This window comes from Lutibacter litoralis, from assembly GCF_014646675.1.
GTDB lineage: Bacteria > Bacteroidota > Bacteroidia > Flavobacteriales > Flavobacteriaceae > Lutibacter > Lutibacter litoralis.
On the sequence record NZ_BMNS01000005.1, the window covers coordinates 25,293 to 37,853 of the forward strand.

Consider the following 12,561-nt stretch of genomic DNA (forward strand, 5'->3'; position numbering starts at 1 on the left):
TTTTAATGATACGGCGACCACCGAGATCTACACCAATACAATGTCCACCTACTAAACCTGGTTTAAAGGGTAAAAAATTCCATTTTGTACCAGCAGCTTCCAATACAGCTTGCGTATCTATATTTAATAAATTAAATATTTTAGCCAATTCATTTACAAAAGCAATATTGATATCTCTTTGTGAATTTTCTATAACTTTTGCCGCTTCAGCTACTTTAATTGTTGGTGCTAAATGTGTTCCTGCAGTGATTACCGAAGTATATAGATTGTCTACTTTTTTACCAATTTCAGGTGTAGAACCTGAAGTTACTTTTAGTATCTTTTCAACTGTGTGCTCCTTGTCTCCTGGATTTATACGTTCTGGAGAATAGCCTACAAAAAAATTTTTATTGAATTCAAGTCCTGAAATCTCCTCTAAAATTGGTACACAAACTTCTTCTGTGGCACCAGGATATACTGTAGATTCGTAAATAACAATATCGTGAGGTTTTAAAACACCTCCAACTGTTTCACTTGATTTAATAAGGGGCGTTAAATCTGGTTTGTTATTTTTATCTACTGGTGTTGGTACGGTTATAATATAATAATTACAGTCTTTTATGTTTTTAATTTCTGTTGTACAATAAAGTCCCTTTTCGCTTTCAGAATTGGTTACAAGCACTTGTTTTAATAAATGGTCTGAAACTTCTAAAGTATTATCGGTTCCTTTAGTTAATTCAGCAACTCTATATTTATTGATATCGAAACCAATAACATTGTATTTTGTAGCAAATAACCTTGCTAAAGGAAGACCCACATAACCTAAACCTATAATTGCTATTTTAACTTTTTCTTTCATTTTATTGTACAACTCTTCAACTTAATTTTTATACTTTTGAATATACCACTTAACTGTTTTTAATATTCCAGATTCGAAATTCTCGTCAGCATTCCATCCTAATTCATTTTCAATTTTACTGGCATCTATTGCATATCTATAATCGTGACCTGCACGATCTTTTACATAGGTAATCTGATTCTTATAACTAGTTTCTTTTGGTACTAACGTATCTAATAGTTCACATATTTTGGTTGCTATATAATTATTATCTCGTTCATTTTTACCACCAATATTATAAACTTCTCCACTTTTTCCGTAATCGTATACTAAATCAAGACCTTTACAATGGTCTAAAACATACAGCCAATCTCTAATATTTTTTCCATCTCCATAAATAGGAATTTCTTCGCCTGCTAATGCTTTTCTTATAACGGTAGGAATTAATTTTTCATCGTGTTGATGAGGTCCATAATTATTAGAACAATTTGTAATAACGGTATTCATACCATACGTGTGATGGTAACTTCTAACAATCATATCACTACTTGCTTTTGAAGCGCTGTATGGTGAATTTGGCGCATACGGTGTTTTCTCAGTAAACAATCCTGTTTCACCTAAAGAACCATAAACTTCATCTGTTGAAACATGTAAAAATCGTGCATTTTCAAACCCGTGCTTATAAACAAATGGTTTTTCCATCCAATATTTATAGGCAACATCTAACAATGTAAAAGTACCTTTAACATTGGTTTCAATAAAAACATCAGGCTCGCTTATAGAATTATCTACATGAGATTCTGCCGCTAAATGAATAACACCATGTACTATATAATGATGAAAAACACGCTCCATTAAACCACGATCAGAAATAGAACCATGTACAAAAGTGAAGTTTTTTAAATCTTTTACAGCGTTTAAATTCTCTAAATCACCTGCGTACGTTAAAGAATCTACAACTACAATTTTAAAATCAGGATACTTATTTACTAAGTATTCGACTAAATTTGAGCCGATAAATCCAGCTCCGCCAGTAACTAAAATAGAATTCATAATTTATTTATTTTATTTAAACATTGTTTTAAAGAATCTTGCCAAGATAGTATTTCGATATGAAAGGTTTGTTGCATTTTTTCAGTATTTAACAAACTATATTTTGGACGTTTTACTTTTGAATTAAAATCTTTTGATGAAATCGGAACAATATTACATTCACTTTTTGTGATGTTAGCAATTTCTTGTGCAAATTCAAACCAGCTACAAATTCCTTTATTTGAATAATGATATATTTCTACATTTTTATTATTAATATGTGGAATTATTGTAAATAACACATTTGCCAAATCTGTTGCATTTGTTGGTGAACCTTTTTGATCTGAAACAACTTTTACTGTCTTATTGTTTTTAAACAATCTTAACATAGTATTTACAAAATTGTTTCCGTGTAAAGAGTACAACCAAGAAGTTCTAATTATTAAAGCATTAGCAGGATTTATTTTTTGCAAAGCTTCTTCTCCTTTTAATTTCGTAAACCCGTACTTATTTTGTGGGTTTGTAATATCTGTTTCTAAATACGGTTTTTCTGAAGTTCCATCAAAAACATAATCGCTTGAAATATGAATTAATGTCACGTTGTGTTTTTTAGAAATTAGTGCCAAATTTTCTACAGCAACCTTATTAATTTCAGTAGCTAAACCCTCATTATCTTCTGCTTTATCAACATTTGTATAAGCGGCACAATTTATAATAACTTTAATATTATTGGTTGTTATAAATTCTTCAATAGTATTGGGTTTTGTAATATCTAATTGGTTCTTATCTGCAAAATAACAATTGAATTTTGGGTAATTTTGCTCGACATTTTGCAAAGCAAATCCCAATTGACCTTTTGAGCCTGTTATTAATATATTAGTCATTTACGTTTTACATTTATTCAAATAAATCAGCTTTTTTAAAAGGCACTTGGGCTTTATCTTTTTCTGAAATAATTAATTCATTAGCAGGGAAATTCCAATCAATAGCTAAATCAGTATCATTAAATAAAATTCCTCGTTCTGATTTTTGATTGTAATAAGCATCTACTTTATAACAAAAAATAGTGTCATCACTTAAAGTTACATATCCGTGCGCAAATCCTTTTGGAATAAAAAGTTGGTATTTATTTTCTTCACTTAATTCTACAATCACTTTTTCTCCAAATGTTTTCGAGTTTTTCCGAATATCAACCACCACATCTAATACTTTTCCTTTTACAACTCTCACTAATTTAGATTGTGCAAATGGTGGTAACTGATAATGCAACCCACGTAAAACTCCTTTTGAAGATTTTGCTTCATTATCTTGACAAAAATCTACGGCAAACCCAATAAAATCTTCAAAAGTTTCTTTTTTAAAAACTTCATAAAAATAACCTCTATCATCATTAAAAACAGTTGGTTTATAAAGTATTACATCTGGTATGTTTGTTCTTATAAATTTCATTAAAAAATATGTTCCTTTTTAAGTTTTAATAATAACTTAGACTCCGCTCAGCCGCTGTTAAATCTATCGCCTTTTTACTTATAACTATTAGCCCCTTAGTTATTTACCTCTTCACTAACTTTAGCAAATACTGTCCATAACTATTATTTTTATATTCGTTTGCCAATAAAAGCAGTTGTTCTTTCGTAATGTAACCCATTTGATAAGCAATCTCTTCTATACAAGCAATTTTTAAACCTTGTCTTTTTTCTATAGTTTGAATAAAATTAGATGCTTCTAATAAAGAATCTTGTGTGCCGGTATCTAGCCAAGCATAGCCTCTTCCTAATAATTCTAATTTTAAATTTTGTTGATTTAAATAGGTTTGATTTACCGTAGTAATTTCCAATTCCCCACGTTTGCTTGGTTTTATGTTTTTTGCAATTTTCACAACGCTATTTGGATAAAAATACAAGCCTACAACTGCGTAATTACTTTTAGGGTTGTAAGGTTTTTCTTCAATACTTAATACATTTTTATGACTATCAAATTCAGCAACTCCGTACCTTTCAGGATCTTGTACATAATATCCAAAAATTGTTGCTTTTTTATCTTCTTGCACCGTTCTAACAGCGTCATTTAAACGTTTTTCAATACCTGCACCATAAAAAATATTATCTCCTAAAATTAAGCAAACATCATCGTTTCCGATAAATTGTTCACCTAAAATAAAAGCTTGTGCCAAACCATCTGGAGACGGTTGCTCAATATATTCAAACTGCATTCCAATAGCTTTTCCATCGCCTAATAATTTTTTAAAATTTGGTAAATCTTGCGGAGTGGAAATTATTAATACTTCTGTAATTCCGGAAAGCATAAGAATAGAAAGCGGATAATAAACCATTGGCTTGTCGTAAATAGCCAACAATTGTTTGGAAGTACCTTTTGTTATTGGGTACAAGCGTGTTCCTGATCCACCTGCTAATATTATTCCTTTCATCTTTAACTATTTAAATTTTTAAATTTCAATAAAACACCTGTTTTTTATTTATTTTCAATTTAAAAACGAATACTCTAAACTTTAATTATTTAAAATATAGATTTCAACAAAAATAACTAATTAATATTTAAAAACAATTGCTTTTACGGAAAGTATAGTTTAGCATTTATCTGAACCTTTTTTAACAATTAAACAGTAAAAATTTTCCTTCAATATTCAAATTTTTAAAGAGAATGTAAAAAACATCTTAACATTATAAATGGAAAGTTTTTGCATATAAAAGGTGCTTAATACCTAATATTTGTCCTTTTTCTTTGATTTTTATATCTATTTTTGTAACTTTCAAATTCTTTAAAAGGGAAAACACTCTTTAAAGGTATTTAATAACATAATAAAAAACCCCAAATTCTATTATTATGAGTTCGATTTCTTTACAATATTCTTTATCTTCGGAAGGAATAAATCAAACCGCTTTAAAAAATTATAAAACGTATTTAAAACATTATTCTTTTAGAAATTTAAAGCCCATGTCTTTTGATGAATTTTTAAAAAATTACCGTAGTTAAAAATGTAGTTTTTGTGTTTTTAAGTTAGTGTAAATTTAGTTTGTTCAATAGTTTAAATACTTCTTATTTATTTTTAGTCGTTATTTTTTATTTTTTTTCGATACGCAATTTTAAATTCTTATTTATTATTCGCTAAATTTGTAAAAATTTATAAAAAACCTAGATGCTTATAATTGGAATTGCTGGTGGAACAGGAAGTGGTAAAACAACTGTTGTAAATCAAATATTAAACGAATTACCTGCTGATGAAGTTTGTGTTATTTCGCAAGATTCATATTACAACGAAACACATGGCTTAAGTTACGAAGAGCGTACAAAAATAAATTTTGACCATCCAAAAGCTATCGATTTTGAGTTGTTGGTAAGTCATTTAAATGCGCTACGAAAAGGCAAAATTATTGAGCAACCAGTCTATTCTTTTGTAACACATGACCGTACACAAGATGCCTTAATTACACACCCTAGAAAAGTTGTTATTGTTGAAGGGATTTTAATTTTTAATAATAAAGAATTACGCGATATTTTTGATATTAAAATATTTGTGCACGCAGATACCGATGAACGCTTAATTAGAAGAGTTAGGAGAGATATTGAAGAACGTGGAAGGGATATAAATGAAGTGTTAACCAGATATCAAAACACCTTAAAGCCTATGCACCAACAGTTTATTGAGCCAACCAAAAACTATGCGGATATTATTATTCCAAATGACAGGTACAATACTGTAGCTATAGATATCGTTAGAACTGTAATAAGTAATAAATTGTAATTAATGACTTTAAAGCAGTTTCGAAATAAACCTGTTGTAAAAATTATAACCAACAAATATGTGTTAATTCTAGGAACATTTATAGTTTGGATGGTTTTTTTTGATGAAAATTCATGGCTAAATCATAGAGAATTTAATAAAGAAATAGAAAAGCTTCAGAGCGAAAAAGAATACTACAAATCGGAAATTAAAAAAGATGATGCGCTCATTAAAAATCTTGATGATAAGGAGGAGCTGGAAAAATTTGCAAGAGAAGAATATAAAATGAAAAAAGAAAACGAAGATATATATATTATACAATATGATACTTTAGAAAAAAAATAAGGTAATTTTAAATTATCTTTCCTTGAACACTTAAAAATATGTCCGATTTTTTTATAAACGAATTTCCGCCAAGTTCCTCAGCAGCGTGGAAACAAAAAATTCAGTTTGAGTTAGATGGTGCAGATTATAATAAAACACTATTAACCAAAACAAATGAAGGCATAACCATCTCACCATTTTACCATCTAGATACTTTTGAAAAAGTAATTATTCCGCTTCCAAAAGAGGATTGCAAGATTTGTATAAAAATTAATATTTCTACTGAAGAAACGGCAAATATTGAAGCTTTAGCAGCTATAGATAAAGGAATATCTGCTATTTTGTTTGAAGCTTCAAAACCATTTAATGCAACATTATTATTTCATGATTTAGTACATAAAAATGTTGAATTTCATTTTAAATTTAACTTTTTAGAAGAGAGCTTTATCAATAAGTTGGCTTTAATATTAGCAGATGAAACAGTTTATTTTAATATTGATATTATTGGAAAATTAGCAAGAACCGGAAATTGGTATACGTCGATAAAAAAAGATAATAGCATACTTCTAAACCTCATCAAAAAGAATCCTGATTTATTTATTTTAAGTGTTGATGCAACTATTTATCAGAATGCTGGAGCAAATGCAGTTCAACAAGTTGCGTACGCCTTAGCACATGCAAATGAATATTTAACAATATTTGGAGCTGATATTGCTAAAAGAATTCAGTTTAATTTTGCGACAGGCAGTAATTATTTCTTTGAAATTGCAAAAATTAGAGCTTTCCGTTATTTATATAATTTGGTTTTAAGTGAATATAACACAACAGCAATTGCTAAAATTTATGCTGAACCAAGTTTAAGAAATAAAACGTTGTACGGTGCTGCAATAAATACCTTACGCAGAACTGCAGAAAGTATGAGTGCTATTTTAGGTGGTGCAACTACAATTGCAACTAATTTTACGTCTGATAAATTTACTCAGAATCAGCAACCAATTCTAAATGAAACACGTACGTTTAAAAACGCACAACATATTGCAACCGATACGTATTATATAGAATATGTAACAAAACAATTTGCGGAAAAAGCCCTAACTATTTTTAAAGATATTGAAAAAAGTGGTGGTTTTTTAAGTCAGCTTAAGGAAGGAACTATTCAACGAAAAATAAAAGAAAACGCTCAAAAAGAACAACAGCAGTTTGATACAAATGAACTCGTTTTAATAGGAGCTAATAAATATCCTGCTCAATTCGATTCCGAAGAAGATATTCAAGTAAGTACATTTTTAAAAGGAAAATCGTATAAAACTCTAATCATTCCATTACTACCAAAAAGACTTTCTGAAAAAGTGGAACAAAAAAATAGGAGAGATGAAGCGTAAAGATTTTTCAAATTTAGAAATTACGGTTCAAGATAAAAAAGACACAATTTTTGAGCACGAACAATATGTTGCAGGTATTGCTCCAAATTTGAGAGGAATACATGCAACTATGTATTTTCAAATACCGTTAGAAACCAAAATATCAACAAACTCTTTTTCTAAAGCAAATGTAGCTCCCGAAAATGAAATAGCAACTTTTTTAGCTGAATCTTTAAACTTCATTCAAAAAGGAATTAATTCGAACACGAAAATTGACAAAATTGTTTCTGAATTATCATTTGAAACAAAAATTGGAAAAAACCATTTTGATGAAATAGCGAAAATGAGAGCAGTAAGAATGCTTTGGTCAAAACTAATTAAACAATTCAACCCAAAAAATCAATCTTCATTTGCATTAGATATAAATGCAACAATAGAGACTTCTTTTGATGCTTTTCAAGCTATTTTCGGAGGTTGCCAATGTGTTATTTCAGGAGATAAAAAACATTTGTTTTTTCAAGAAGAAACCAGAATTTTAAAAACAATTGACCCTTGGGCAGGATCTACTTATGTTGAGAAAATGACTGAAGAAATTGCAACTAAAGCGTGGTTGTTGTTTGAAAAATAAGATTCAAAAAAACTTACTGAAAATTAGTATTAAAACTTTTGTAAAAAGTACTATTTCAGAGCAACTTTATAAAAATATTTAATTTTAAACAATACTATTTTAAAAACGTAAACAATGTCTGTAAATTATTTTAAAAATTATCCAAATAAAGAGGGTTTTTTTAATGAATATGGTGGTGCATTTATTCCACCGCAATTGGAAGAAGAAATCAAAAAAATAAACGATGCTTATTTTTCAATAAGTAAATCGCATAAATTCATTTCAGAACTGAGAAACATACGTAAACATTTTCAAGGTAGACCTACACCTGTTTATCATTGTCATAGATTGTCTCAAAAATACGGTGGACAGATTTATTTAAAACGTGAAGATTTAAACCACACAGGAGCGCATAAACTTAACCATTGTATGGGAGAGGCTTTATTGGCAAAACATATGGGCAAAAAGAAATTAATTGCAGAAACTGGCGCTGGCCAGCATGGTGTTGCACTGGCAACTGCTGCTGCATATTTCGGATTGGAATGTGAAATTCATATGGGTGAAGTAGATATTGCTAAAGAATATCCGAATGTATTACGAATGAAAATTCTTGGTGCAACTGTTGTTCCTGTAACGCACGGATTAAAAACGTTAAAGGAAGCTGTAGATAGTGCTTTTGGTGCTTATTTAGAAGATCCTATAACTTCAATTTACTGTATTGGTTCTGTTGTGGGACCGCATCCTTTTCCTATGATGGTGCGAGATTTTCAAAGAATTGTTGGAATAGAAGCCAAAGATCAGTTTTTTGATATGACTGGAGAATTACCAGATAATGTTGTTGCTTGTGTTGGTGGAGGAAGTAACGCAATGGGAATTTTTTCAGCATTTTTAGAAGATGAAGAATGTCATTTATTTGGAGTTGAACCTGGGGGAAAATCCTTAGATACCTTAGGAGAACATGCAGCAACTATGACTTTAGGAAAACCGGGAATTATACACGGCTTTAAATGTTATACCTTACAAGATGAAAAGGGAGAACCTGCACCAGTACATTCAATTGCAAGTGGTTTAGATTATCCAGGCGTTGGACCAGAGCACAGTATGTTAAAAGACTTAAATAAAGTATCTTATACTAACGTTTCAGATAAAGAATGCATTGATGCTTTTTTTGAATTGAGTAGATTGGAAGGAATTATTCCTGCACTTGAAAGTGCACATGCAGTGGCTTATGCTTTTAAATTAGCCAAAGAAAACCCAAAACAATCTATTTTAGTAAATTTAAGTGGTCGAGGAGATAAAGATTTAGATTATGTAGTAGAAAATTACGGTATACCAGAACAATCTTAATCATATTTTTTAAATCTTTTGAATATTAATTTTAAACCTGAATTTAGATAACTTGCCTTAAGCTATCCAAATTCAGGTTTATTAATATGTTTTTAAGTTTTTTAATACTTAAAATAAATTATTTATTATTTTCAACTATATATTGCATCATTTTTTCTACCAAATGCACTCTATCCATTCCTCTTACATTATGCTCGTGCATTGGATAGGTGAAAAAGTCTATTTGTGTTTTTTGTTTTATAGCTTCTTGTAATAAACTCATACTATGCTGAGGAACAACTACAGGATCTACACTTCCGTGTATAATCAACATTTTACCATCTAAATTTTTAATATAATTGGTAACTTTTGCTTTTTCGTACCCTTCTGGGTTTTCTTCTGGAGTATCCATATAACGTTCGCCATACATTACTTCGTAATATTTCCAATCAATTACCGGTCCACCAGCAACGGCGGTTGTAAAAATTCCTGGATTACGAAGCATTAAACTAGTTGTCATAAAACCACCGTAACTCCAGCCATTTACGGCAATGCGTTCAGCATCTACATAATTTAACGATTTTAAATATTCAACACCTATTAATTGATCTTCAATTTCTAAATTACCAAGGTTTCTATGAATACTACTTTCAAAAGCAAAACCTCTATTTGCAGACCCTCTATTGTCCAATGTAAAAATGATGTAATTCTCTAAAGTTGCAAAAGCTGGCATCCATAAACTTGCACCGCCAAGCCACGAATTTGTATTCATTTGTGCGTGCGGACCGCCATATACATAAATTAAAACTGGATATTTTTTTGAAGCGTCAAAATTCGCTGGTTTTATAATTCTAGAATATAAATCTGTTCCATCATTTCCTTTTAAAGTTAAAAATTCAGTAGTCCCAATTGCATAATCTTCAAGTGGATTTTTAGCCATATGGACTAAAGTTGATCTTTCTTTTTTTGTATCTATTATGAACGCATTATTTGGAGTCTCTAAATTACTATAACTATCAATTAAATAATTCCCATTTGTGCTTAATTGAGTTCTGTGTGTACCTACTTCGGAAGTTAATCTAATAAATTTACCATTCTTTAAATTTACTTTAAAGGTATGAGATTCTCTGGCATCATTTCCAGTTCCAGTAATAAATACATTTTTTCCTTTTTCATCAAAACCTAAAACTCCAGTAACTACCCAATCAAATTTGGTTAATTGTTTTACTAGTTTTCCTGCAGTTGTATAGTGGTATAAATTCATAAAACCATCACGTTCACTAAACCATAAGAAATTGGTATTGCTGTTTGGTAAAAAGACAGCATCGTGCTCTGGTTCTGTCCATTTATCGTTAGTTTCTTCGAAAAGGGTAGTAACTTTTTTACCAGTTGCTACATCATATTTATTATACCATACGTGATTTTGCCCTTTATTAATCTCTGCAACCAACACATATTTTTCATCTGGAGTCCAAGATAAATTTGTTAAATAATGTTCATCTGAAGTGTCGATATTTAAATAGGTAGTTTTTTTATTTTTCAAATTAAAAATTCCAATTTTTGCTTGTTCACTAGCCTGACCAGCCATCGGATATTTTATATTTTTTAATTTAGCAGGGTAGGAGTTGATATCCACTAAAGGGTAATCACTTACATTACTTTCATCTTTTTGATAAAATGCTAAAAAATTTCCTTTAGGACTCCAAAAAGTACCTTTAGTAATTCCAAATTCACTTCTGTGTATCGCTTGTCCTGATACTATATTTTTGTCTTCAATTTTAGTAACAGCAAGTTTTGGGTTTGAAGCAGTGGCAACGAATAAATTATTATCTAACGTATATGCAACGGCTTTCGCTTTTGAATTATATTCGTTGTTTTGAGCACTGTCATCAAAAGAAATTGAAGTTTCCTTTAAATTTGTTATATAATTAAAAACTTCGATAGTGTTTTTAGTTCTAAATGTTAAAGAACTTGCATCAACTTCTTGAATATAAGGCATTCTTTGTAGTTGGGGATATGCTTTTTGAAGATTTTCTAAATTGCTTTTTTTTACAATCTGCCCTGTTTTAGCAGCTGTAAAAACGAATTCGTTTTCTTTTTGAAAAATATAATTATTGGTGTTTTTCACCCATTGTAAATTTGATAGAGAACTTGGGTACAGTCCTTTATAATAGCCTAAAACGGCATCTTCAAGAGTTAATTCTTTTTGTTGAGAATAACCTAAAATAAACGTGCAAATAAATAAAAACGAAAGTATTTTTTTCATTGGAAAATATGGTATTTGTTATAAAGAGTAAAGTTAATTAATTCAGCTTTTTTTTTACTGAATTTTATCAGTTTGTTTGAAATTAATACGTGCCATTATTGGAAAATGATCTGAGTATTTTACAGGATAGGTTCTGTAATTGTTAACTTCAATGTTTTTATCTGTTAAAATAAAGTCTATTCTAAAAGAAAATTTATTACCGTATGTATTTCCAAAACCTTTTCCTGCTATTTCAAAGGCATCATTTTTTTCTCCTTTTAATGTATGATAAACCCAAGAAAAAGCATTGTTATTAAAATCGCCACAAATAATGGATTTATACTTACTTTTTTCTTGATGTTGCAGTATTAAAGAAGCCTGATTTGCTTGTTTTTTAAATGCATTTTCAACTCTAATTTTAAGTTTTTCAGAATTTTGTTGTGTTAAAATTTCTTTCTCAGGATTTATTTTTAGCGATTCTAAGTGCACATTATATACTCTAATAGTATCTTTTTCTTTAATTAAATCAATAAAAATAGCATTGTTAGTGCTGTTAGAAAAATTTAAAGAACCCGAATTAATAATTTTATATTTCGAAAAAATGGCGTGTCCAAAATTATTTTGATTCGTTCTTATCTTGACATAACTATACGGATATTTTAAATCAAGTTTTTTTGAAGGATGAAATTCTTGAATACATAAAATATCTGGAGATTTTTCATTGATAAAATCATATATTTTTTTATCAATATCTTTTTTATCAATCCAGTTGTACAGATTAAACATCCGTACATTATAGCTCATAATTTTTACATCATTAGTCAATAATACTTTCTTTTCAGAAAAACTGTAAAATTTCGTAATGTATTGGAAGCCTATAAGTAAAATTAAAGTTGAAAGAAGAAATTGTTTTTTAAATTTTAAAATCCAATAGATTATAAAAAGAAAATTTACAATAATTAAAAAGGGAATTACAAGACTTAAAAACGAAAATAGGGAATAGGTGTTTGGTGAAATATAATAGCCCAAATATGAAAAAAGTAATAATGCAGCTAAAAGGGAATTGATAATAAACAGCAATTTATCTAAAATTGATAATTTTTTCAT

The 12,561-nt window shown here is 29.3% G+C and carries 12 protein-coding genes; 5 read left to right on the top strand and 7 right to left on the bottom strand.

The features are described 5' to 3' along the window. The 5 genes from IEW75_RS16055 to rfbA all read right to left on the bottom strand — a co-directional run. A partial coding sequence (locus IEW75_RS16055) for a nucleotide sugar dehydrogenase (protein ID WP_188704036.1) occupies positions 1-838 on the bottom strand: 838 nt, incomplete at its 3' end. Positions 839-859: 21 nt separating this feature from the next. Continuing rightward, entirely contained in the window at positions 860-1,870 is a 1,011-nt protein-coding gene (gene rfbB, locus IEW75_RS08530) for a dTDP-glucose 4,6-dehydratase (protein WP_188704017.1), read from the bottom strand. Then, on the bottom strand, positions 1,867-2,733 hold the full coding sequence (rfbD, locus tag IEW75_RS08535) for a dTDP-4-dehydrorhamnose reductase (RefSeq protein WP_134246887.1): 867 nt from the start codon (positions 2,731-2,733) through the stop codon (positions 1,867-1,869). Before rfbD ends, rfbB begins: the two co-directional genes overlap by 4 nt. 13 nt (positions 2,734-2,746) lie before the next feature. Beyond that, entirely contained in the window at positions 2,747-3,298 is a 552-nt protein-coding gene (gene rfbC, locus IEW75_RS08540) for a dTDP-4-dehydrorhamnose 3,5-epimerase (RefSeq protein ID WP_134246886.1), read from the bottom strand. Positions 3,299-3,401: 103 nt separating this feature from the next. Continuing rightward, the gene (gene rfbA / locus IEW75_RS08545; RefSeq protein WP_134246885.1) at positions 3,402-4,277 is read right to left on the bottom strand and encodes a glucose-1-phosphate thymidylyltransferase RfbA; all 876 of its coding nucleotides are present in this window, start codon (positions 4,275-4,277) and stop codon (positions 3,402-3,404) included. A gap of 729 nt (positions 4,278-5,006) precedes the next feature. Between rfbA and udk the strand changes: the two genes are divergently transcribed. The 5 genes from udk (at position 5,007) to trpB (ending at position 9,230) form a co-directional block, all read left to right on the top strand. Continuing rightward, positions 5,007-5,612, top strand: coding sequence for a uridine kinase (udk, locus tag IEW75_RS08555; protein ID WP_134246884.1), 606 nt, complete (start codon positions 5,007-5,009; stop codon positions 5,610-5,612). 3 nt (positions 5,613-5,615) lie between these two features. Continuing rightward, the gene (locus IEW75_RS08560; protein ID WP_134246883.1) at positions 5,616-5,936 is read left to right on the top strand and encodes an FtsB family cell division protein; all 321 of its coding nucleotides are present in this window, start codon (positions 5,616-5,618) and stop codon (positions 5,934-5,936) included. A gap of 38 nt (positions 5,937-5,974) precedes the next feature. After that, positions 5,975-7,297, top strand: a complete 1,323-nt coding sequence (locus IEW75_RS08565) for a methylmalonyl-CoA mutase family protein (protein ID WP_134246882.1) — start codon at positions 5,975-5,977, stop codon at positions 7,295-7,297. After that, the gene (locus IEW75_RS08570; protein WP_134246881.1) at positions 7,287-7,904 is read left to right on the top strand and encodes a methylmalonyl-CoA mutase family protein; all 618 of its coding nucleotides are present in this window, start codon (positions 7,287-7,289) and stop codon (positions 7,902-7,904) included. Before IEW75_RS08565 ends, IEW75_RS08570 begins: the two co-directional genes overlap by 11 nt. A 114-nt stretch (positions 7,905-8,018) precedes the next feature. After that, on the top strand, positions 8,019-9,230 hold the full coding sequence (gene trpB, locus IEW75_RS08575) for a tryptophan synthase subunit beta (RefSeq protein ID WP_134246880.1): 1,212 nt from the start codon (positions 8,019-8,021) through the stop codon (positions 9,228-9,230). A 118-nt stretch (positions 9,231-9,348) separates the two neighbouring features. Here the strand turns inward: trpB and IEW75_RS08580 are convergent, their stop codons facing one another. Continuing rightward, complete coding sequence (locus IEW75_RS08580; RefSeq protein ID WP_134246879.1) at positions 9,349-11,475, bottom strand: S9 family peptidase; 2,127 nt, start codon at positions 11,473-11,475, stop codon at positions 9,349-9,351. A 54-nt stretch (positions 11,476-11,529) separates the two neighbouring features. After that, positions 11,530-12,561 (bottom strand): endonuclease/exonuclease/phosphatase family protein, encoded by a 1,032-nt coding sequence (locus tag IEW75_RS08585; RefSeq protein WP_134246878.1) that lies wholly within the window; start codon positions 12,559-12,561, stop codon positions 11,530-11,532.